Here is a 23096-nt window from a genome sequence, read left to right on the forward strand (position 1 = left end):
CGATAGCTCAGTTGGTAGAGCGCCGGACTGTTAATCCGTAGGTCCCTGGTTCGAGCCCAGGTCGAGGAGCCAAAATGCGAAAAGCCTTGCCGATCGGCAAGGCTTTTTTGTTTTCCGCGGCGGCGATATGCGATGAGACACCATCGCCCGCATTGCGTATCCCCGGCCGGGTCCGTCGGGGGCGTCATGCCAATGAAAACGGGGCGCCGTCTCCGGCACCCCGCTCCCTTACCTCCCCAACAGCGCGTACGCGCTGCCTTATCTGCTCACGCAGCGGCTCACTTACTCGCTCGCAGGCGCACTCATCGCGACCGGCGGTTTCGTCGACGCTTGCAACTCATTGTTGTTCACGCTTTCGATCCAGCGGCGACGCATCGGGGCAAGCAGGAACTTCGCCGCCACCGCCGCCGCGATACTGATCACCGCAGCGGCGATGAACACACGATCCCAGTGACCGCCGATGGCAAGCACGGATGCCAGCGGCACCAGCAACGCAGCCGTCCCCTTGGCCGTATACAACGTGCCCGCGTTGGACGCCGCATTCTTGCTACCGAACGTGTCCGCACACAGCGCCGGGAAAATCGAGAAGATTTCGCCCCAGCACAGGAAGGTCATCGCGGCGAAAAACACGAACATGTACGGGTTCTGACCGAAATGCATCAGACCGAGCATGGCCACCCCTTCCCCGAGGAAGATGATGAACATCGCGTTCTCACGACCGATCTTGTCCGAGACGAAACCGCACAGCGGACGCGTAAAGCCGTTGCACAGGTTGTCGATCGACAGCGTCATGGTCAGCAGCGGCAGCGTGGCGCCGAACAGTGTCATCGGCATCGAAGCAATACCGTAGTCCTTCGCGATCGGCCCGATCTGCGCCGTCGCCATCAGACCGCCAGCAGCCACCGCAACGAAGCAGACGTAGATCACCCAGAACACCGGCGTGCGAATCATCTGGCCCGAGGTGTAGTCCACGTTCGTCGCCAGATTGCGGCGCGATACGGTGACCCCCTTCGGCGCACGCGGCTTGACCAACAGCAGCGCGAGAATGAAGATCGCCACGCCCTGCACGATACCGAAGTTGAAGAACGCCGCCTCGTAGCCCGATTCGCGGATCATGTTGGCGATCGGAATGACCGTGATCGCAGCACCGGCACCGAAACCGGCAGCCGTCAGACCGGCGGCCAGACCGCGCTTGTCCGGGAACCACTTGAGCGCATTCCCCACACAGGTGCCATACACACAACCGGCGCCGATACCGGCAATCACCGCCGCCGTGTACAACACCGTCAGCGTTTCGGCGTAGGAGTACATGATCCACGACAGCGCCACACAGATAGCGCCACCCGCCACCACAGGCCGCGGCCCGAAACGATCGACCAGCCAGCCTTCGATCGGCACCAGCCAGGTTTCCACCACGATGAAGATCGAGAACGCCACCTGGATGGCCGCGATGCCCCAATGGTTCTTGGCCTCCATCGGCTCGACGAACAGCGTCCACGAATACTGCAGATTGGCCACCAGGCCCATACAAATGATGCCGATCACCAGTTGTGACCAGCGCCCTCCCAGAAAAGAGGTCTTCTCCTCCGGTTGCGCAGCTGCTTGCATGACTTGCCTCCTATACCTGTCAGACGATTGGCGGCGGCCCGCGCCTCGTTGTGCGGTGCCCGCCGTCATCGCGTGCCGTGGCGCGTCCCGGCATGGGGAATCGCGGATACGGCACGCCTCCTGGCGTTACATGCGGCTCATGCTTGGCCGCTTGATCGCGGAACGCTGCCTGGCGGCGCGCTCGCAGGGCTTGAGCCCCGGCTGACTGACTTGCGGAAGCGCCAAAGGACACTTCCGGCCCCCGCTTCGGCGCGGCGACGCTGGCTTTTCAGGCCCGCGCCGGCAAGTTGCCGGCTGCCGAAGGGTGACGGGATGACGAATTCGAGTGCGGACCGGTCTGCGCTATCAGGGTCACGGTGGATTCCCGTGAACCCGCCGCAGGTCAGGTCCCGTCACTCAGGCGGGCGCGCCTCGCGGACGCGTGATCGCCAGATCGCCTGCCCGCAACGGGCGACAGGCAGAGGAGGAACACCGCAGCGCCCGACCCACAGCGTCGGATGCCAGCGGCGGATGCAACTGGGCAGACGATGCGAAGGAACCGTCGCATGAGGCCTGCCCGAAAGGAAATGTGTGCTTGCCCAACTGATGTCTCCGATGAATGCCGCGTCCGCTCGGCGCCTGCCCGGTTTGATTCACAGGTCTCGATGAGTGCCGATTCGACGCTTTGAATCTGATATACAAGATTCAATATATCGAATTAAGTATTTTTTATGGTTCCAAAATTAGTCGATGGTCGGGGCACTGTCAACCCGAGAGCGCTCGCATGGGAAGGGACACGAGCGCTTGGCGGCGCGTACGAGGCCGAACGAGGTAAGCGCTCGATAACCGGCAAACGTAGGGAATTCGCGGTGTTTAAGGGTATTGCACGCCACAACGCAGACGAGCCCGCGCCTGTACGGCAGGTAGCCGCACGGCGCAGGGTCAGGGAAAACGATGACGTTTTGACGGCTTCGATTTGCCCGCTTGCGAAGGCACCGTCAGACAGCAGAAATCGGGGTCAGACTGACTCGACGTCGCCCGAGTTGTTGCGGATGAAGGCCAGGTGTTCGCGCAGCGAACGCTGTGCGCTGTTGGCATCGTGCGACGCCACGGCATTGAAGATGCGGCGATGCTGACCGATCAACTCGGCCAGATCGGCACCGTGACCAACGATGGCGCGGTAATTGTCGACGACCGATCCGCGCAGCAATTCGAAGATCGCATGCATCAGGTGCACCAGCACCAGGTTGTGCGTGGCCTCGGCCAGCGCCAGGTGAAAGTGTGCGTCGAGTTCGGGCACGCGGGTAAGCAGCGACTGCCCTCTGGCGTCGCCCTCGCCGTCCAGCCCATCGCGACTTGCGGCATACGCCGCCTCAAGCGCGTCGAGCGCCTTCGCGAGCCGGGCGATGTCTTCGGGCGTCGCACGCTCGGCCGCCAATTCCACGGCTTTGGCCTCGAGCACCTCACGCATCTCGAGAACGTCGTCGACGGTCTTGCTGTGCCGCGACATCAATTGCGACAGCGGTTCGGCGAGCAGCGGCTGGCTGGCGTTGGCGACCAGATAGCCGCCACCGGCGCGCCCCACGATCAGACCGCGAGACTCCAGTCGCAGCAGCGCCTCACGAAGCGACGGACGCGATACGCCCATCTGCTGCGCAAGATCGCGCTCGGACGGCAGCGCCGAGCCCGGCGCGAGCCGGCCTTCGACGACCATCGTCTCCAGTTGTTCGTACACCATGTCGGACAGGCGCAGACGCGGTGGCGGCGTGACCGGTACAAAACTCGCAACGGCCCCCGAAGATTCGCTGGCAGGTAGGGATGACATAGGCAGAGACGACTCGTTGGACGGCATGTCGGCTTGGGTTCTCGACAGAAAAATCACAGACGCCACGATACAGGATGACGCTTCGCTCAGGGCAGCCGCTCGGTCCATCGCCCGGTATCGCAAGTGGACTCCCTTCAAACCAAGGGTTAACCCGCTAGTCGAAATCAGATCATTCCCTTTACGATAACGTCATTCGATAACTGGTCGACCAGTCTACCAGTAGACCAAAAGACCGGATAGGCACATTACACGTCAACGATCGTTCGAGAGCAAGCCTGATGCCATCGCATGCGTCGCCCCCTTCCCCGTCGCTGAGTTCGCAGTGGCCGGTTTCACCGTCGACGCCGACTTCGGCGGCGTCCTCGCCACTGCCAGCCCCGCTTGCAGACGAGCCCGTTTTCGAGACACTCGACGACGCCACCCGCGCGGCCCGGCTCGCAGCGTTGCGTGCCGCCGTCCCCGACGTGCAGTGGCTCACCGACCGTGAGCAGATCACACCGTACGAATGCGACGGCCTGGCTGCCTACCGCAAACTGCCGCTTGCCGTCGTGCTGCCTGCCGACGAGGATCAGGTCTGCCGCATTCTGCGGGCGTGCCATGTACACAACGTCCCCGTAGTACCGCGCGGCGCGGGCACCGGCCTGTCTGGCGGCGCCATGCCGATCACCGACGGCATTGTGCTCTCGCTCGCCAGATTCAAGCGCATTCTCGATGTCGACGCTTACGCCCGTACGGCCACCGTGCAGCCCGGCGTACGCAACCTCGCCGTCTCCGAAGCCGCCGCGCCTTACGGCCTCTACTACGCGCCGGACCCATCGTCGCAAATCGCCTGCACCATCGGCGGCAATGTGTCGGAGAATTCCGGTGGCGTGCATTGCCTGAAGTACGGCCTGACCGTGCACAACGTGCTTCGCGTGCGTGCGGTGACGATGGACGGCGAGATCGTGGAATTCGGCTCGCACGCACTCGACGTGCCGGGTCTCGATCTGTTGTCCGTGTTCATCGGTAGCGAAGGGATGTTCTGTGTCGTCACGGAAATCACGGTGAAGCTCGTGCCGAAGCCGCAAGTGCAGCAGGTCATCATGGCGAGCTTCGACGACGTGGAAGCGGGTGGCAACGCCGTCGCGGCGATCATCGCGGCGGGCATCATCCCGGCAGGTCTGGAGATGATGGACAAACCGGCCACGCAAGCCGTGGAAGAGTTCGTCCACGCGGGCTACGACCTCGACGCGGCGGCGATCCTGCTGTGCGAATCCGACGGCACGCCGGAAGAAGTCGCGGAGGAAATCGCACGCGTCTCGGCGGTGCTGCGCGCATCGGGTGCCACGCGCATTCAGGCGTCAGCCTCCGAAGCCGAACGCCTGCGCTTCTGGTCGGGGCGCAAGAACGCCTTCCCCGCTGCCGGACGCATCTCGCCGGACTACTACTGCATGGACGGCACCATCCCGCGCCGGACCATCGGCACACTGCTCAAGCGTATCGAAGCGATGGAAGTGCAATACGGCCTGCGCTGTATCAACGTTTTTCACGCGGGCGACGGCAACATGCACCCGCTGATTCTGTTCAACGGCAACGATCTCGACGAGTGGCATCGTGCCGAAGCATTCGGCTGCGACATTCTCGAAGCCTGCGTGGAGTTGGGTGGCACGGTTACCGGCGAGCATGGCGTCGGCATCGAGAAGATCAACGCGATGTGCGTGCAATTCTCTCCGGAAGAACGCGACGCGTTTTTCGCGGTAAAGCGCGCGTTCGATCCGGCCGGTCTGCTCAATGCGGACAAGGCCATCCCCACGCGCGCCCGCTGCGCCGAGTACGGCAAGCTGCACGTGCGCGGCGGCGTGCTGCCCCACCCCGATTTGCCGAGGTTCTGATGTCGCAAGTCCCGCAAGTCCTCCACGCACCGTTGCACGACGCCGCCCCGCAGGCGGCAGCGCAGGCGCTCGCCACGATTCGCGAGCGCGTGCTCGCCGCCACCGCGAGCGGTACGCCGCTCGACATTCAGGGCGGCAATACCAAGCGCTGGTACGGCCAGACACCCGACGGCGACCCGCTCGACATGCGCACGTATCGCGGCATCATCTCGTACGATCCGGCCGAACTCGTCATCACCGCCCGTGCGGGCACGCCGCTCGCGGAGATCGAAGCGGCACTGGCCGAACGCGGTCAGATCCTGCCCTTCGAGCCGCCGCACTTCGGTCCCGGCGCGACGCTCGGCGGCTGCATTGCTGCGGGCCTTGCCGGCCCGCGCCGGCCGCATGTCGGCGCGCCGCGCGATTTCGTCCTGGGTGCCGTCGTCATGAACGGACAGGGCCAGGTGCTGCATTTTGGCGGACAGGTGATGAAGAACGTCGCGGGTTACGACGTCTCGCGCGTGCTCGCCGGCTCGCTCGGCACGCTTGGCGTGCTGCTCGAACTCTCGATCAAGGTGCTGCCCTGCCCGGTAGCCGAAACCACGCTGCGTTTTGAACTACCGCAGGCGCAGGCCATCGATCGGCTCAATCGCTGGGGCGGACAACCGCTGCCCCTCATGGGATCGGTCTGGCACGACGGGGTATTGAGCGTGCGACTTGGCGGGGCCGCTGCGGCCATCGATGCCGCACGCACCGCCATGGGCGGCGAGCACGTCGACACCATCGAAGCACACACCTTCTGGCAGGCTCTGCGCGAACAGACGCATCCGTTTTTCGCCTCCGCGCCTGTGACGGGAGACGGCCAGCCGTTGTGGCGTCTTTCGGTGCCGCCGACCACGCCACCGCTCGTGCACGGCGACGAACATCTGATCGAATGGGCGGGCGCACAACGCTGGTGGATCACCCCGCGCAGCGCCGCCGAAGTCCGCGCAATTGCCGCAGCGGTGGGCGGACATGCTACGCTGTTTCGCCACGGCGATAAGTCGGCCGGGGTCTTTACCCCGCAACCGGCCGCGCTGCATGCTATCGGCAAACGTCTGCAGCAAGCATTCGATCCGAGCCGCATCTTCAACCGCCATCGGCTGTACCGCTAATAGAGACGATGCAAACGAACCTCGCAGAATTCCTCCGTCAGACGCCGGACGGCGACGAAGCCGAAGCCATTCTCCGCAAATGCGTGCATTGCGGATTCTGTACCGCGACCTGCCCCACCTATCAGTTGCTGGGCGATGAACTCGACGGCCCGCGCGGGCGCATCTATCTCATCAAGCAGATGGTCGAAGGCCAGAACGTGACGCGCGAGACGCAGCGTCACCTGGATCGTTGCCTGACCTGCCGCAGTTGCGAATCGACATGCCCGTCGGGTGTGCAATACGGCCGCCTTGTCGATATCGGCCGCCGTCATGTCGACGCCAAGGTCGGCCGCCCGGCCGGTGAACGCGCACTGCGCTGGACACTCGCCCGCGTGCTCCCCAACCGCACCCTGTTCTCGCCCGCGTTGCGTCTGGGCCAGCAATTCCGCGGGCTGCTGCCGCGTTCGCTGCGCGAGAAGGTGCCGCATCATCAACGCTCCGGCAGTTGGCCCCAGGCCAAGCACGCACGCCGCATGCTGATGCTTGAAGGCTGCGTGCAACCGGCCATGCTGCCGAACGTCAACAAGGCCACGGCCCGCGTACTCGATGCCCTTGGCATCGAAATGATCCGCCCGGCGGCAGCCGGTTGCTGCGGCGCCATCCGTCTGCATCTGAACTATCACGACGACGGTCTCGACGACGCTCGCCGCAACATCGACGCCTGGTGGCCTGAGATCGAAGCGGGCGCGCAAGCGATCGTGATCAATGCGTCAGGCTGTGGTGCAACGGTCAAGGAATACGGCCATCTGCTGCGCCACGATCCGCAATACGCGGGCAAGGCACAGCGTGTCTCCGAACTGGCGCGCGACCTCTCGGAAGTGTTGCTCGACAACCTGGAAGCCCTGCAACGCGTCGTGCCGAGTCGAAAGACCGGCAAAGTGGCCTATCACCCGCCCTGCACGCTGCAACACGGCCAGCAACTCAAGGGGGTCGTGGAGAAAGTGCTCACAGGCGTGGGCGTGAACGTCATGCTGCCGCAGGACAGCCACATTTGCTGCGGCTCGGCCGGCACCTATTCGGTTACGCAACCGGCGCTGTCGCATCAGTTGCGCGACGCCAAGTGGAAGGCACTCGACGCCCTCGATCCCGAGCTGGTTGTCTCGGCCAACGTCGGTTGTATCTGCCATTTGCAGGCGACGGCCAAAGGCGAACACGCCCACGATCACGCGCCGGTGCAGCACTGGATCGAATTGCTCGACCGGATGATCGCCTCGGCCTGAGTTCCCGCGTTAGCACCACCGCGCCGCAACAACGATTGATTGTCCCGGCAGAAGGGACAATCAATCCCTGACCGGCGCGTTTATCTGCACGATCAGGCTTCCTAGAATTGAAGGTGAGTCAGTCATCCCGTGGATGGTTGAGCCGACCCTTACCTTGATCTCTTACCGGAGCCAATCATGATCGATACCAAAACCGCCCCATACGCCGCGCTGCTGCTGCGCGTATCGCTGGGCATCCTCTTCCTCGCCCACCTGTCGCTTAAGGTGTTCGTGTTCACCATCCCCGGCTTCGTTGGGTTCATGGGCTCGCTTGGTCTGCCGCCGTTGCTCGCCTATGTCACGATGGCGCTGGAACTCGTCGGCGGTCTGATGCTGATCACGGGCTTCTATGCACGTTGGGCCGCGTTGCCGCTGGCCGCCCTGATGCTCGGCACCATCGTGTCGGTCCACGGCCACAACGGTTGGGTCTTCGCCAACAAGGGCGGCGGCTGGGAATTCCCGGCCTTCTGGCTGGTGGCGCTGCTGGTCGTCGCCCTGCTCGGGGATGGCGCCTGCGCGATTCGCCGTACGCGCACCGCGTGATCGCCCGCGAGCGTTGCGTTACGTTTCATCACGTTCTTTAGCGTTCTTTTGTCGGAGTCATTGCCATGTCTGCCCTTCCCACCCTCTTCGTCTCCCACGGCTCACCGCTGCTCGCGGTCGATCCCGGCCGCACCGGCCCGTTGTTGACGGCGTTGGGGCGTGCGGTGCCGCGTCCGCGCGAGATTCTCGTGATTTCGCCGCATTGGTCGACGCCGACACCGCGCGTGGGCAATCTGGCGCAACAGCGCACCATTCATGATTTCGGCGGCTTCCCGCGCGAACTCTATGCGCTGGAATATCCGGCCCCCGGCGCGCCCGCACTGGCCGAACGTACGGTGCAGATTCTGCGCGATGCGGGTCTGCCTGCCGCAACCGATGACCAATGGGGTCTCGACCATGGCGCATGGGTGCCGCTGAGCTATCTGTATCCCGACGCGGACGTGCCCGTCACGCAACTGTCGCTGCAACGGCAGATGCGCCCGGAGTATCACTACCGGCTTGGCCAGCATCTCGCACCGCTCGCCCAGGACGGCGTGCTCATCGTCGCGTCGGGCAGCTTCACGCACAATCTACATGAAGTGTTCCGCGCGCCGTCTGAAGATCGCGCGGAAGCCCCCTATCTGGCCGAGTTCGTCGCGTGGTTCACCGAGCATCTCGCCAAGATGGATCTGGACGCCCTGTTCGACTACCGTGCCCGCGCGCCGCACGCCGAGCGCGCGCATCCGACAGACGAACACCTGCTACCGCTCTACATCGCGCTGGGCGCGGCCGACAACGCCGCGCGTCAGACGCACTTCGACACGGGCGCCACCTACGGCGCTCTGCGCATGGATGCCTTCGCGTTCGGCAGCGCCGCCCCGACGCTCGCCGAGGTGAATGCGCTGGCACAATAGCGGCATTGGCGCTGGTAGCGAGGCGAAGGCATGCTCCGTCGCCCGGCTGCCGGCCACCGGCGACCGTTTCACCTGTCGTCCCAACGCCAGACCTGACGGCGCATCGATACACGCATTTCTGAGGAGTCCCGCCCCGGCATGAATAAACTTCGCGAGATCGAGTGCTTCATCGCCGTGGTCGAGTCGGGCAGCTTCGTAAAAGCCGCAGCAACGCTGGGCATCTCGAAGACGGCTATCTCGCGTTACGTCGCCGATCTCGAGGCGCGTCTGGGCACGCGTTTGCTCCAGCGCACCACCCGGCGCCTGTCGCTTACCGAGCCGGGTCAGCGCTACGTCGAGCGCTGCCGTCAGATCCTCACGGAACTCGACGAGGCCGACGCCATGGCGGGCGAGCAGGACGGCATGCCGGCCGGCCCGCTGCGCATCAATGCCCCGCACACGTTCGGCGTGCTCCATCTCGCACCGCTGTGGCCGACGTTCCTCTCGCAGCACCCGCAGGTATCGCTCGATATTACGTTGAGCGATCGTCTCGTCGATATCGTCGAGGAAGGCTACGATCTTGCGATCCGCATCACGCGCCTACCCGATTCTTCGCTCGTGCACCGGCGGCTCGCCGGGACCCGGCTGGTGCTGTGCGCCTCGCCGGGCTACCTCGCGCAACACGGCACGCCGAAGCACCCAAGCGAACTCGCCCATCACGAGACGGTGGGCTATAGCTACTTTTCCCACCGCCGAGAATGGCGCTTCGATGGTCCCGATGGCCCCGTTTCCGTGCGCACGCATGCAAGGCTCATCGCCGATAACGGGGACACCTGTCTCGCTGCGGGCGTGTCCGGCGCCGGTATCCTCCTGCAACCGGCGTTTCTCGTTCAGGACGCTCTGCGCAATGGCCAACTCGTTGAATTCCTGCCCGACTACACGCAGGCCGAGACCGGTATCTACGTCGTCTATCCCTCGCGCAAATACCTGAGTGCCAAGGTTCGCGCCCTCATCGATTTCCTTGTCGAAGCCTTCGCCATGCCCGGCTGGCGGGCGATCGACCGCCGCTGACGAACCCGGACTTGCCCGCATCCACCGCGAAAGCCCCGTGATTCACCGGCAACTGACCGGCAAAACACCGGAACTTCACGGTTATTTCTTATCTCGGGCAAATGTCACTTATACTGGCGGGCCTGTTGTCCCATTTCATATATTTTGGAAAACCTTTTACTGATCGTCGCTGCGATCCTGCTGGTGTTTCTCAACGGCTTTTTCGTGGCGGCGGAATTCGGCCTCGTCAAACTGCGCCAGACGCGCGTTCAGATCATTGCCCGCCAACGCGGTTGGCGCGGCCGTATCCTGGCCAAGGTACATGGCAAACTCGATACCTACCTCTCTGCGTGCCAGCTCGGCATCACCCTCGCCTCGCTCGGTCTGGGCTGGATCGGTGAACCCGCCTTCGCCCGCATTCTCACGCCGCTGTTTGCCGCACTGGGCGTCAGCTCGGCAGAGCTGATTCACGCGCTTGCCTTCTTCATCGCGTTCTTCACGATTTCGTATCTGCACATCGTTGTGGGCGAACTCGCACCGAAGTCGATGGCGCTGCGCGTGCCGGAAGCGGTCTCCATCTGGACGGCGGCACCGCTCTACGCCTTCTATTGGCTGATGTACCCCGCGATCTGGGTACTCAACCACAGTGCCAATCGCTTGTTGCGCTGGACTGGCCTCGACCCCTCGCACGGTGCCGACGCCCATTACTCGGCCGACGAAATCAAGCTGATCATGCGCCGGGGAGCGTCGAGCGAAAAACTCTCGCGCGACGACTGGAACGTGGTGGCGTATGCCATCGACTTCAGCGATCTGACCGTCTCCGATCTGATGCATCCGATGAGCGAAGTGGCGGCTTTCCGCCGTAATGCCACCTTCGAGCAGAACATGGACACGGCCTATGGCCACCGTTACAGCCGTTACCCATTCTTCGATAACGACGGCGAAACCGTACTCGGTGTCGTCCACCTGAAGGATCTGTTCCTCGCGGAGCACCACGGCCAGTCCATCCAGGATCTCGGCAGCATGGCGCGACCGGTCGAGCGCGTGCGGCCCGACATGCCCGCGCGCGAGCTGTTCGGCCGTTTCCGCCGGGGCGCACCGCACTTTGCCATTGTGGGATGGCCGGATCAGAAGCCCATCGGCTTCCTCACGCTGGACAACCTGCTCTCCGCGCTGGTCGGCAAGATCCGCGACGAATTCCGTCAGACGGAAGACGACTGGACGCGCATGGAAGACGGCACGCTCATCGGACGCGGCAGCTTACCCATCCTGACGCTGGAACGCGCGCTGGGCATCGATATCCCGAGCGAGCGCGCGGAATCGGTGGGGGGCCTGATCATGGATACCCTGGCCTATCTGCCGCGCGAGGGCCAGAAGATCGACTTCAACGGTTTCTCCGTGGTCGTCAAGAAGATGCAGGGCCCTCGTATCGTGCTTGTGCGCATCTATCCCGACGGGGTCCGCGAAGCGCGTGGCGAGCCGCCATCCGATGCGGCGACGCAGCAACGCGACGAGTAATGGTTGAGCGAGCGCCAAGCAAAAAGGGCAGCCCCACGGGCCGCCCCCTTGCGGTTTCGCCCGTGTCATCGGTGAGATGGCGCGGGGCGAATACCAGACGATCTCAAACGTTCAGCCGCGTGCAAACGCCTTGCGATTGAGTTCGAGTTGTGTGATGAGCTTTTGCAGGCGCGACTCGGCAGTGCGAGACAGCGCGATAAAGCGGCAGCCGATGTGATGCTCGACGTCCTTTGCAAGGGGCACGCTGCGAATGGCACACACTTCCAGGTCGACCTGAACGGCGCCATAGTCGCGCAATTCGATCTCGACGTGCATGAGCATCGAGCCCTTCGGAATCTCGGTAGCCACGTCTGACTTCGTACGCAGACCCACGCCTCCGAGCGAAAGATCGAACACCGACAGACGCATCGGCGTATCGTCCGGAAATTTGATCGTGCACTGATACGGATCGAGGATCGGCGTATTCACACGGAAGTAATCGCGGCGCTGCAAGCGCACGAGCGTTTCCGGGTACGACGAATAAAATGCGGGATAGCCTTCGTACTCGCGCTCTTGCACATCGCCGATGGGGAAATGCACCTGAATGCCTTCGGGCACGCCAACGAACAGCGCGCGCCTGTTGGCGAGCAACGCCCGGTTCTCGGTCTCGATACCGCCCCAGTCGAAATAGAAGCCGCGGGCTTGCGGCTCGACCTTGAGCAAACGCGTGACGAGCTGACGCTGGCCGTTCGCGAAGTACACCGTCATGAAATCGCCACGTGTCGCCAGATGACGCAGCACGCCGCCAATCTCCAGCGGATTGCTGATGCGATACGAGTCATGCAGTTGAGACTCATCGTCCGTGGGCGCCGGTGTCACCTGCGGTTCTGTCGTTTCCATACCTGATCTTCTATTTGTCCCCGTGACAGCCACGCGAGTCCACGCAAGCCGTGCACATTAAAGCCTTTGCTACCCACGACACCCTGAGGCATCACAGCGCGAATGAGCGCCAGCCAGTGCTCACTCGCCGTTTCGTGTATCTGATCATGAACGTTAACGGTTGCGGGCCGTAAATATTGAGTGTTCCAGCGCAAGAACTTACTGCTCCCCGCGCCGTACGCCTCACTTGGGGCGCTCCGATGCCCCCTTGCTGCCTGTCCCGCGAGATCAGCGATGCACCGCTGCCATCAGCGCGCCGAAGCCCATGAACACGCCGCCGCTGATGCGGTTGAATGCCTTGAGCACGCGCGCTTCGCGCAAATACGGCGCAATGCGCAGTCCGCCGGTAGCGTAGACCATGTACCAACTCATCTCGATCACGGCGAACGTGCCGAGCAGAATCGAGAACTGCGGGAGCTTGGCGGCCGTCGGGTCGATGAACTGCGGCAAGAACGCTGCGGCGAACAGAATGGCCTTCGGGTTGCTTGCCGCCACCAGAAAGCCTGCTTTGAACAGCTTGCCGAAGCTCGAGCCGGCCACCAGCGCGGGTGTGCCGAGGTTGGCGGCCGCTTCCTTGGTGTCCACCGGCGAGCGCCAACTCTTGTAACCGAGATAAATCAGATAGGCTGCGCCGAGATAGCGCAGCGTGTCGAACAGCATCGGCCACGCCTTGAGCACCGCGCCCAGGCCTGCCGCCGAAATCGACATCATCGCGATGAGCGCCGTCATGCAACCCGCCATCGTTCCCAACGACGGACGCAACCCATGACGCGCGCCATGCGTCATGACGAGCAACATGTTCGGTCCCGGTGTCGCCGAGACGAAAAAAACGGTGACTACGTATAGCCACCACGTTTGCAGGCTCATGATTGCCTCGGAAAAATGCATACGCGAGTTCGCGTCAGGCATTGTAGCGTCGAACCGTGGTGATGACATCGTTCGCGTACACGTCTCATGCGAAACGCGAGGGAAAGAAATCAAAAAACAAACAGGCCCGATGACTTTCGCCATCGGGCCTGTTGATCGCGGGACGCTGTCTCGCCCTAAAGCTGGCACAGCGTCACGTGAAAGCGATGAAGCCGCTTAGATCGGCTTGATGTTCGCAGCTTGCTTGCCCTTCGGGCCAGTCTTCACTTCGAACGACACGCGTTGGTTCTCTTGCAGCGACTTGAAGCCGTCAACCTTCACTTCCGAGAAGTGAGCGAACAGGTCTTCACCGCCGGCGTCCGGGGTGATGAAGCCGAAGCCCTTTGCGTCGTTGAACCACTTAACAATACCGGTTTCCATGTTTTTTCCTAATAAAACAATAGCCTGGGGTCGGAATGACCCCTCCAGCGCTGACAATCAAGGGAAAATGAAGGACTAGAAACCAGCGAGAAGCAGGAAAACTACGTCTGACAACAACTTCGCGGCTTGACAATCTGCAGTTGGTTTTATACGTGTAGCGCCGCCGCTTGTCAACAGGGTAAATACCGCATATTGAGTAACAATTTCCGCAAATAGCGGGGAATTTGGGCACTCTTCCTGTGTCCGAGCGGGTGCCGCTGCCCGTACAATGGGCGTTTTGTCCCGTGCCCATGCTGTTGTCGCGCATCTTGCCCGCGTTTTGTGCTGTCTGAAACCGCTTTCCCGTGGTTTTCCCCTATCTGACGCGCATTGCCTAACCGGCACACCAAGCGACCGCCATTGTGCCTCTCACCTGCCTACGGATGGAGCCTAACCTTCTCATGCGCCCCTCGAGGCCGCAATCTGAAGTACGAAATTCAAGCCGACCCCATTGGCTCGCCCGTTGCCGCACCCAGGTGCTGAGTCTGGCCGTGTGTGCCACGCTCGCCGCCTGCGCCGGATCGCCGACCTATGGTCCGGTGCCTGCTGGCAGCTATCGTGTGCAGTCGGGCGATACCCTTTATGGCATTGCACGCAGCAATAACGCCAGCACAGCCGATCTGGTGCGCTGGAACGGACTGACCGACCCCGACAAGATAGAGGTCGGTCAGGTGCTGCGTGTCGTGCCGCCCGCCGGCTCGTCCTCGTCCAGTGCGCCCGCTACGGCCGCATCGTCGGGGGGCAGCGCGTCGTCCGGCACCGCCCGGCCGCGTGCGAAAGCCAAGCCGGCGCCGAAGTCCGCGCCCGCACCGGCGGCACCGCGCACAGCGACAAACAAGATTCCGATGGTGTGGCCCGCCGACGGCCCGGTGCTGGCGAATTACGACGGCGGCAGCAACAAGGGCGTCGATATCGGCGGCAAGCCGGGCGACCCGATCTACGCCGCCGCCGCAGGCAAGATTGTCTACGCGGGAAGCGGACTTCGGGGTTACGGCAACCTTGTGATGGTGCAGCACGATAACGGCTATCTCACCGCCTACGCGCACAACCGCGCCATTCTCGTGAAGGAAGGCGCATCGGTCAGCAAGGGCCAGAAGATTGCCGAGATGGGCGACACCGATTCGCACGGCACCGTGAAGTTGCACTTCGAAGTGCGCCAAAAGGGCACGCCGTTCAATCCACGCGACTTCCTGCCGTCGCGCTGATCCGATCGGCGCCATCCGTTTCGTCTTTGGGGACGAAGGCCGCGAAAGCCAAAACGGCAAGGCACGATGCCTTGCCGTTTTTCATTCCGTGGCCCCGTTCCGTTGCACCGAACGGGGCGCACCGCTCAGGCCGACGCGAGGAAGCCCTGCGACAGCCCGTTGGCACGCGCGTCGCGCCATTCACGATGTGCGCGCGGGTCGGTCCACGCCAGCAGATGGAGCGCAGCGAGTGCTCGCGGATCGTTGAGTAACTCCCACTTCTGCGTGTTCGTCAGCTTGGTGGGCCCCTTGAGCAGCGCCGTCTCGACACGGCCGGCGCGCACGGCGTCGCGCTTCGCATCGTCGCGGGTCGGCATCACGCTAGCGGCGATCAGGGCATTGGCCATCGGGTCGATCACGGCGTCTACGAAGTCGATGTGCTTGCCCGCTTCCTCGGTGTACTTCTCCGTCATGCGCAGTTCCTTGGGCGGCCACGACTCTTCCGGAATCAGGAACAAACGGGCCCGCTTGAGGCCGCGTCCGAGCGCTACCCGGCTCGAGAACACGGAGACGGGTATCGAAATCATCATCGACCCGACGATCGGCATCAGCCACCAGATGAAGTCCGGGTTGAGCCAGTAGACGATCGCGCCCCACCCCAGCCCGATCACCGTTTGCAGGCCATGGCGGCGAATCGCTTCGCCCCAACTCGTCTCGGCGTCTTCACGCGGCGGCGACTTCCATTGGATGGCGATGCCCGTAAGCGCAGCGAGCACGAACTGCGTGTGGAACAGCATCCGCACGGGCGCGAGAACGGCGGAGAACACCATCTCGATGAACATGCTCACCGTCACCGCGAAGGCGCCGCCGAATCGCTTTGCCCCCTTCACCCAGATCAGCAGCACGGCGAGGATCTTCGGCAGGAAGAGCAGCGTTGCCGTTGCCGAGAACAAGGCGAGCGCCCGCTCGGGATGCCACTCAGGCCAGACGGGGAAAAGCTGACGCGGCGTCGTGAAGTACTCGGGCACGACCAGTGTGTGCTGGGCGAGCAGGCACGTCGAGAGAATCAGGAAAATGAACCACAGCGGCGCGGAAACGTAGGCCATGGCCCCCGTGACAAACACCGCGCGATGCACCGGATGCATGCCTTCGGCCAGGAACAGGCGGAAATTCATCAGGTTGCCCTGACACCAGCGCCGGTCGCGTTTGAGTTCGTCGAGCAGGTTCGGCGGCATTTCTTCGTAGCTGCCGGGCAGGTCGTAGGCAATCCATACGCCCCAGCCTGCGCGCCGCATGAGCGCCGCCTCGACGAAGTCGTGCGAGAGAATGGCGCCGGACATTGCGCCCTTGCCCGGTAACGGGGCAAGCGCGCAGTGCTCCATGAAGGGCTTCAGACGAATAATGGCGTTGTGGCCCCAGTAATGCGCTTCGCCCAACTGCCAGTAGTGCAAACCTGCGGTGAACAGCGGGCCGTACACGCGGCCCGCGAACTGTTGCAGACGGGCATAGAACGTTTCTCGTCCGGCCGCGAGCGGTGCGGTCTGAATCAGTCCGGCGCTCGGATGCGCTTCCATCATGCGCGCGAGTTTCGTCAGACATTCGCCGCTCATCACGCTGTCCGCGTCGAGCACAATCATGTAGCGGTAGTCGCTGCCCCAGCGTCGGCAGAAGTCGTCGAGGTTGCCGCTCTTGCGCTTCACGCGGCGCTGGCGGCGGCGATAGAAAATACGGCCGAAGCCACCGACTTCGCGGCAAAGCGCCTGCCACGCGTCGACTTCGGCGGTGCAGTTATCGGCCTCGTTGGAATCGGACAGAATGAAGAAGTCGAAGCGTTCGAGCGAGTCGGTCTTGGCCAGTGACTCGTAAGTCGCGCGCAAACCGGCGAACACACGGCCGACGTCTTCGTTGCAGATCGGCATGACGATGGCGGTGCGTGCATCAGGCTCAATAGGCGTGTCGCCCGCGGCCATCTTCGAGATCATGTGACGCTCGCCGCCGAACAGCAGAACGAAGAAGCCGAAGATAGCCGTCCAGAACCCGGCCGAGACCCAACCGAAGAGCAGCACGAACAACACCAGCACGGCAAACTCGAGCGAGTCGGCCCCATGATAGGGCAGCACGGACGCCATGAAGTGTGTGGCCAGCGCCGTCTGCGCGATCATCAGCGTGAGCAGCGTCCAGCGACGGCGGCGGCCCGCCTGCGACCATCTTCCCTTGGGGTCGGGCGCGTCGCGCACGAGCGGATCGGGGTCGTTGCGGCCGATCAGCTTGCGCCACAGCCGGCCGAGGGGATTCAGCGACCAGGCGCGCGGAATAAGCGACGTGCGGCGTACCGGTGGCGCAATGCGCAATGTCTGCACACCGCGCACTGCTTTCAACCCTGCAGCCGCCGCCAGCGATCCGCCCTCGGTGATGGCAAGGCGCACCGGTTGTGAGGCGAGCACGGCGTCGCTGTCGGATTCGATCTCGGCAATATCGTGCGGATGCCAGACTGCGGCCGTCACGGCGCCGGCGTCGTTCTGCTCTGTCGCATCACTGGCGTCGGTCGGCGTGCCAGGCCTGGCAAAAGTATCGCCCGCAGGCGGCAAGGCCTCGCCACCGGCGTTCGTGGCACGTGCGGCGAGCAAGCGCTGCAAGCGAGCGAGAACGTCGAGCGAATCGCCGCCCTCACGCTGTGCTTGGGCAAGCAGCGCGCGGCGCTTCTCGGCGGGCAGGGGCAACCGGTCGACGTACAACTCGTCGACCGGAATGTCGGAGCGGTCGCTCACTCGGGGGGTAACAGGTAGCTCCACGTTTCGGATAGGGTGTTACTGCCGTTGCGCAGGTAAGCGCGCATTTCGACGGGTTTCTCGGAATCGAGGCGGCGCATGCGGAGCATGACGCGATAGCCTCCCGTGACGTCATTGCGCTGCGTCTGCACTTCCAGGATTTTGCCATTGCCGTCGATGGATACGTTCCCTTCGACCTTGGCATCGTCCGGCAGTTTCTTGAGCGCCGGGCCCTCGAAATCGAGCGCAAACAGCAGACTGTCGTCTGGTTTTCCCCGGTAGCCATGCCCACGCCGGCTTTGCGACACCCACGCCGTCGGCGGGCGCTTGTCGTTATCTTTTTGCCACGACAGCCGATATTCGAGCGCATACGGTTGTTTGGGCTTGGGCGGCGCATCCGGTATCCAATACGCAACGATATTGTCGTTGGTCTCGTCGGGCGTCGGAATCTGCACCAGTTCAACGCGGCCCTGCCCCCACTTGCCCTTGGGCTCGACCCAGGCGCTCGGGCGCAATTCGTAGTGGTCGTCCAGATCCTGATAGTTGCTGAAGTCGCGGTCGCGTTGCACGAGTCCGAATCCGGCCGGATTCGACAACGCGAACGACGACACGAGCAAACGCTTCGGATTGACCAGCGGACGCCAGATCCATTCGCCGGTGCCCGACTGGATCGACAGGCCGTCGGAGTCGTGTACTTCAGGACGATAGTCGGCCACCGCTGCGGGCTGGTTCTCGCCGAAGTAGAACATGCTGGTGAGCGGCGCAATGCCCAGCTTGGTGACGTTCTCGCGCAGGAACAATTCGGCCTTCACATCGACCGTGGTGTCCACGCCGGGACGCAAGGTGAAGCGATACGCGCCGGTGGCGCGCGGCGAATCGAGCAGCGCGTAGATGATCAGCTCTTTGGCGCCAGGGGCGGGGCGTTGAATCCAGAATTCGGTGAAGCGCGGAAACTCTTCACCGGAATTGAGCGCGGTGTCGAGCGCGAGCCCGCGCGCCGACAAGCCGTATGTCTGGTTTTTGCCCAGCGCGCGGAAGTAGCTCGCGCCGAGGAAGACCATCACTTCGTCTTTGTACTTCGGCGTGTTGACCGGGAAGTGGACGCGGAAACCCGCAAAGCCCAGGCCACGCAGTTGTTTCGGGTCGACTTTGAGAGCGCCGAAATCGAACATGTCGGGGCTGTAGCGCAACTCGCGCACGGCGTTGCCCGACAGCTCGTTAATCTTGACCGGGCGGTCGTAGTACGAGCCTTCGTGGAAGAACATCAGTTCGAACGGCAGCTTCTGCGCACGCCATAACGCCTTCTCGGGCTTGAAGCGAATATTGCGATAGCGGTCGTAGGTGAGGTTCTGCAACTCTTTGGGCAGATTCGGATCTTTCGGCTTATAGCGGCTGTTCGCGAGCGTGCGCGCCTGTTTGGCGACATCATCGAATGAGAACGCATGCGCGGCGCCGGACACGAGCGCGCAAAAACTCAGCACACTGGCGAGCGCCAGGCGCACGGCACGGTGGGGAATCATGCGGGGAACCGCGTTGGGCAGGAATTCCATCGGCAGTGGGGGATAGCGTGTAACGCGCGTGCCAACCGTAGCTAGCGTGCGCCGAACGCGCAATTTTACCCGTTCATTCACCGATTGACTAAAGATGCATCGGTAAAACCTTCGAAGCGGGTGCTCACATTACCCCAATCGTCCACCGGGACGCCGCTCACGGGGAGTCATAAATTTGTGACTATTTGTGACGAATGCGCAAAACGGCTGGATTTCGGCCCCCTCTTCAATCCCAGCCAGATCATCCGGAAGTCATTTCCACACCATTTCCGCGCCACTCGAGGCCGACTCTTTTGGCCCATTCCCATCCTTCGCAGGGTGTGATTACCGATTCGTCATCGCCAATAACCCGCCAAGTGTTATCAGCGCCCCACCTATGGTGCGCCGGACGATGTGCTGACGCCGAACCATCGCCGCTCGCATCCAACCCGCCGAGAAACCCAGCGCGACAAGGCTGAACCACGCCCAATGCGCGAACGACATGAACACCCCATAAGCCAGCCCAAGCGCCCACCCCGTCCCCGGATGAACGATCTGCGTGAACGTACTCACCACGAATAACGTGGTCTTAGGATTCAATGCGTTGGTGAAAAAACCCTTGCGCAAGGCGCTCGCGGCCTCTTCCCAATGCGTTGGGCCAGAAACGCCCAATCCGGCACACCGCGCCGACGCCCCCGTTGCTCCCGTCGCCCCCTCTTCCCGAATCACATCCGCTACCGGCGCTCGGTCTCGCAACGTCCGCCAACCGATGTACATCAAATACGCCGCCCCCATCCACTTGATCACCGCAAAAAGCCACGGCACCTGCGCTATCAGCAACCCGACCCCGACCAACGTGTAGATAACATGCACCTGCACCCCCGCCGCTATCCCCACCGCCGCCCACATCCCCGCCCGCCGGCCATACCGCCAACTCTCCCGCGTCACCATCGCGAAATCCGCCCCCGGACTGATTACCGCCAATACCGTGATTGTTATTACCGCTAGTAGCTCTTGCATTGATAAAACCTCACCGAATTCAACACCGACGGACCGGAGCCCTATTCCGCCACTCAGACAGTGACCCAACTCGCGGCAGAACAGGGCCCCGATCCGTCTCACTTGATTTTTCAGGCGTTTTTTTACTTTTTGGGTCCTGAATTGTTCGTTATTCTGTGAGAATTCTTCGGCCGCGAAAAACGATCTTTGTGCGCTTTTATTCGTGATAATTTTTCACCTATGAATCGGTCGCTACCCCTCAATGCCCTCCACGTTTTCAACGTCGCCGCCAACGAATTAAGCTTCGCCCGCGCCGCCGACCACCTGTTCGTGACCCACGGCGCCGTCAGCCGCCAAATCCGTACGCTCGAAAATGCCCTCGGCCTGCCACTGTTCGAACGCCGCAATCGCGCCGTTTTCCTCACCCCCGCAGGAGAACGCCTGCACTCCACCACCCGGCAAATGTTCGAACACCTCGCCTCAACCGTCGCCAGCCTTCACCCCTCTTCCCCCACCCACCCCCTCGTCGTCTCCTGCGAACCCACCCTCGCCATGCGCTGGCTCATCCCCCGCCTCGGCACTTTCGCTCAAGCGCATCCCAACATCACACTGCATCTCCACTCCGCCGGCGGCCCCCTCGATCTCGCAACAGCCGGCGTTGACGTCGCCATCCGGCGTAATGATTTCTTCTGGGGACACACGCTCGCCGCCGAACCCCTCGCAGATGAATGGATCGGGCCCGTCGGCTCGCCCGCCTCGTTCGATACTCCCCACCCCAAGCAACTCCATACCCGCACTCGCCCACAGGCATGGCAGGACTGGCAGCGCGCCACCCGCAAATCACCCATCGACGCAAACACCACAACACCGCCGTTCGAACACTTTTATTTGAGCCTGCAAGCCGCAGGCGCCGGGCTGGGGGCCGCCATCGGCTCCGTGTATATGGTGAGCGACGAACTTGACGCCGGACGCCTCATCGCCCCCTCCGGCTTCGTCCGCGATGGCTCAGCGTACGTCGCGCTCGCGCGCGAACCGTTCGCCGCAAACCCGGCCCGTGAAACACTCCTGCACTGGCTTCGCTCCGCGCTCGCAGAATCGGCTTCGAAATGGATCTCCCGCGAAACGCAGGCCGATACGCGAGACGCAATCCCATAGCCCTGCGAGGGCGGCGACGGCCGTCGACGTCAGCACGAAGCATATGGCGCTCGTGCCGACGATCCGCTGAGTGAGTTCGTGGTTTTTCGCGCCGATGGACTGGCCAATGTGTTGGCCATGCTGATGCCGAACACCACGCCCAGCAGGAAGAACAGCAGGATGTTGGCGTTGGAGGCGGCGGTTAGCGCAAACTCGCCCAGGAAGTGCCCGATCCACATTGCGTTGATCGAGGCGTTGAGCGACTGAAGCACATTGCTGCCCGGCACCGGCAGCGAGAACCGGAATAAGGTCTTTCCGACGGGCCGCGCGTGAGGTCATGCACGGCCATGACGCCCCCTACTTGGCGTCGAACTTCACGCCAGCCGCCGGCACGGGTACCGCACATTGGTGCGCGCGCAGGTTGTCGAGAAAGCGCTGGATCAACGGCAACACCTTGACTTCGATATCGCCGTGCCCGTAACCGAAACCGGCAAAGTTGAAATGCGTGGCGCCATCGACAACCGCCTGCCAGTGGCACCCCGTCGGCAGATCCGCGTACGGCTCGGTGCGCGTCTGCCACTTGCCGTCCAGCGGCGCGTCGCGCGTGCCGGTCACGAGCAACACGGGCTTATGGATGTCGTGCCACGCGCCCGCCGGAAAAATCGGTCCCGGCCCCTGCGGCGACAGCGCGATATAACCGTCGAAACGGTCGTCACTGTCGAGCCCGAGCTTGTTCTTCGCCCCCGCCTCGACCATCACCGTGACCGCGCCCATCGAATGCCCCGCGAAGACCGCCGGTCCCGATCGGCATTGCGTGCGTGCCCAATGCAGCGCCGCGCCGGTGTCTTCGAGACGATCGACATACGCTTCGGGATCCGTAGTGAGCGCCAGCAATCCGTCGCGCAACCCGCCGTTGCGCACGCGATCACGCAACGAGTCGTGCCCGCTTTCCTTGTGCGCCATCGTCACCGTCAGCCAACCATATTGCGAGAGGGCACGCCCAAGCCAAGCCAGCGCGTCACGGTCGTCGCCGGCGCCGGGACTGAGCACGGCCACCCCGCTGCAAGCAGCAGGCGGCCGGAAGACATGGAGATTGGCGTACCCACCGTCGCTGCGCAGCACCCGCAGATCGACACCGGACGGCGCCGGGGTGTTCGGCGTAGGCGTGGCACCAGAAGAGGAAGTCGAAGGAACCGGGGGAGAAGCAGGTTTCACCGCCGGTTTGCCCGGCATTGTCGTGTCGGCAGCCGAGGCAAGCGAGGGGAGCGAAGCCAGCAAGGAGATGCCGAGACCGCAGGCACCGAGCGCGACGAGCATCGTCGCGAACGATCGTCCCCCGGCCCTGCGCGACATTCCGAGCATCCGTTCTCCCCTGGTCTCTGGCAGCCCACAGCCACCCAGGCCGGCAGGCCAATTGGGCCGGGAACAACGGTCTCGCGCCGAAGCCCCGCTGCGACATCACACGATGGATCATCTTAGCGCGGATTGCGTAGGGAATCGCATGAATTTTGCATACGACATACCTGTCTCGCGTGCGCAAC

At 63.1% G+C, this 23096-nt stretch carries 19 protein-coding genes; 9 read left to right on the forward strand and 10 right to left on the reverse strand.

The genetic code is table 11. The features are described 5' to 3' along the window. Nucleotides 1-282: 282 nt before the first annotated feature. Together oxlT and C266_RS23855 are read right to left on the reverse strand one after the other, a co-directional pair. The gene (gene oxlT, locus C266_RS23850) at nucleotides 283-1608 is read right to left on the reverse strand and encodes an oxalate/formate MFS antiporter (RefSeq protein WP_010805142.1); all 1326 of its coding nucleotides are present in this window, start codon (nucleotides 1606-1608) and stop codon (nucleotides 283-285) included. Between the two features lie 997 nt (nucleotides 1609-2605). Beyond that, complete coding sequence (locus C266_RS23855) at nucleotides 2606-3412, reverse strand: FadR/GntR family transcriptional regulator (RefSeq protein ID WP_010805143.1); 807 nt, start codon at nucleotides 3410-3412, stop codon at nucleotides 2606-2608. A gap of 278 nt (nucleotides 3413-3690) precedes the next feature. Here C266_RS23855 and C266_RS23860 point away from each other — a divergent pair, with 278 nt between their 5' ends. From C266_RS23860 to C266_RS23890, 7 genes are all read left to right on the forward strand, one after another. Further along, a complete protein-coding gene (locus C266_RS23860) occupies nucleotides 3691-5283 on the forward strand; it encodes an FAD-linked oxidase C-terminal domain-containing protein (RefSeq protein ID WP_010805144.1) in 1593 nt (530 codons plus the stop codon). Continuing rightward, the gene (gene glcE / locus C266_RS23865) at nucleotides 5283-6416 is read left to right on the forward strand and encodes a glycolate oxidase subunit GlcE (protein WP_010805145.1); all 1134 of its coding nucleotides are present in this window, start codon (nucleotides 5283-5285) and stop codon (nucleotides 6414-6416) included. Before C266_RS23860 ends, glcE begins: the two co-directional genes overlap by 1 nt. A gap of 8 nt (nucleotides 6417-6424) precedes the next feature. Then, nucleotides 6425-7675 carry a glycolate oxidase subunit GlcF gene (gene glcF, locus C266_RS23870; RefSeq protein WP_010805146.1) on the forward strand — a complete coding sequence of 417 codons (1251 nt, stop codon included), beginning with the start codon at nucleotides 6425-6427 and terminating at the stop codon, nucleotides 7673-7675. A gap of 177 nt (nucleotides 7676-7852) precedes the next feature. Next, entirely contained in the window at nucleotides 7853-8257 is a 405-nt protein-coding gene (locus C266_RS23875) for a DoxX family protein (protein WP_010805147.1), read from the forward strand. A gap of 65 nt (nucleotides 8258-8322) precedes the next feature. Further along, nucleotides 8323-9150, forward strand: coding sequence for a dioxygenase (locus C266_RS23880; protein ID WP_010805148.1), 828 nt, complete (start codon nucleotides 8323-8325; stop codon nucleotides 9148-9150). 138 nt (nucleotides 9151-9288) lie between these two features. Next, on the forward strand, nucleotides 9289-10200 hold the full coding sequence (locus C266_RS23885) for a LysR family transcriptional regulator (protein WP_010805149.1): 912 nt from the start codon (nucleotides 9289-9291) through the stop codon (nucleotides 10198-10200). A gap of 144 nt (nucleotides 10201-10344) precedes the next feature. Further along, on the forward strand, nucleotides 10345-11697 hold the full coding sequence (locus C266_RS23890; protein ID WP_010805150.1) for a hemolysin family protein: 1353 nt from the start codon (nucleotides 10345-10347) through the stop codon (nucleotides 11695-11697). A 111-nt stretch (nucleotides 11698-11808) separates the two neighbouring features. On the opposite strand, the gene C266_RS23895 is transcribed toward C266_RS23890, so the two are convergent. The 3 genes from C266_RS23895 to C266_RS23905 all read right to left on the reverse strand — a co-directional run bounded on the left by C266_RS23895 (nucleotide 11809) and on the right by C266_RS23905 (nucleotide 13902). After that, a complete protein-coding gene (locus tag C266_RS23895; protein WP_010805151.1) occupies nucleotides 11809-12576 on the reverse strand; it encodes a flagellar brake protein in 768 nt (255 codons plus the stop codon). Between the two features lie 267 nt (nucleotides 12577-12843). Further along, the gene (locus C266_RS23900) at nucleotides 12844-13482 is read right to left on the reverse strand and encodes a LysE family translocator (RefSeq protein WP_010805152.1); all 639 of its coding nucleotides are present in this window, start codon (nucleotides 13480-13482) and stop codon (nucleotides 12844-12846) included. A 216-nt stretch (nucleotides 13483-13698) separates the two neighbouring features. Beyond that, nucleotides 13699-13902, reverse strand: coding sequence for a cold-shock protein (locus tag C266_RS23905; RefSeq protein ID WP_010805153.1), 204 nt, complete (start codon nucleotides 13900-13902; stop codon nucleotides 13699-13701). A 440-nt stretch (nucleotides 13903-14342) separates the two neighbouring features. Between C266_RS23905 and C266_RS23910 the strand changes: the two genes are divergently transcribed. Next, the gene (locus C266_RS23910) at nucleotides 14343-15146 is read left to right on the forward strand and encodes a peptidoglycan DD-metalloendopeptidase family protein (protein ID WP_081636391.1); all 804 of its coding nucleotides are present in this window, start codon (nucleotides 14343-14345) and stop codon (nucleotides 15144-15146) included. A 125-nt stretch (nucleotides 15147-15271) separates the two neighbouring features. On the opposite strand, the gene mdoH is transcribed toward C266_RS23910, so the two are convergent. The 3 genes from mdoH to C266_RS23925 form a co-directional block, all read right to left on the reverse strand. Next, on the reverse strand, nucleotides 15272-17893 hold the full coding sequence (mdoH, locus tag C266_RS23915; protein ID WP_010805155.1) for a glucans biosynthesis glucosyltransferase MdoH: 2622 nt from the start codon (nucleotides 17891-17893) through the stop codon (nucleotides 15272-15274). Next, a complete protein-coding gene (locus C266_RS23920; RefSeq protein ID WP_051126558.1) occupies nucleotides 17890-19413 on the reverse strand; it encodes a glucan biosynthesis protein G in 1524 nt (507 codons plus the stop codon). The genes mdoH and C266_RS23920 overlap by 4 nt, the downstream gene beginning before the upstream one ends. A gap of 354 nt (nucleotides 19414-19767) precedes the next feature. Beyond that, nucleotides 19768-20442, reverse strand: a complete 675-nt coding sequence (locus tag C266_RS23925) for a LysE family translocator (RefSeq protein ID WP_010805157.1) — start codon at nucleotides 20440-20442, stop codon at nucleotides 19768-19770. A gap of 219 nt (nucleotides 20443-20661) precedes the next feature. Here C266_RS23925 and C266_RS23930 point away from each other — a divergent pair, with 219 nt between their 5' ends. Next, nucleotides 20662-21576 (forward strand): LysR substrate-binding domain-containing protein, encoded by a 915-nt coding sequence (locus tag C266_RS23930; RefSeq protein WP_051126536.1) that lies wholly within the window; start codon nucleotides 20662-20664, stop codon nucleotides 21574-21576. 29 nt (nucleotides 21577-21605) lie between these two features. Here C266_RS23930 and C266_RS23935 read toward each other — a convergent pair whose 3' ends face one another. After that, nucleotides 21606-21827 carry a hypothetical protein gene (locus tag C266_RS23935; RefSeq protein WP_371257182.1) on the reverse strand — a complete coding sequence of 74 codons (222 nt, stop codon included), beginning with the start codon at nucleotides 21825-21827 and terminating at the stop codon, nucleotides 21606-21608. An 85-nt stretch (nucleotides 21828-21912) separates the two neighbouring features. Beyond that, a complete protein-coding gene (locus tag C266_RS23940; RefSeq protein ID WP_144265915.1) occupies nucleotides 21913-22908 on the reverse strand; it encodes an alpha/beta hydrolase in 996 nt (331 codons plus the stop codon). Between the last annotated feature and the right edge of the window lie 188 nt (nucleotides 22909-23096).

This window comes from Pandoraea sp. SD6-2 (assembly GCF_000389825.1).
In the GTDB taxonomy this organism is placed as follows: domain Bacteria; phylum Pseudomonadota; class Gammaproteobacteria; order Burkholderiales; family Burkholderiaceae; genus Pandoraea; species Pandoraea communis.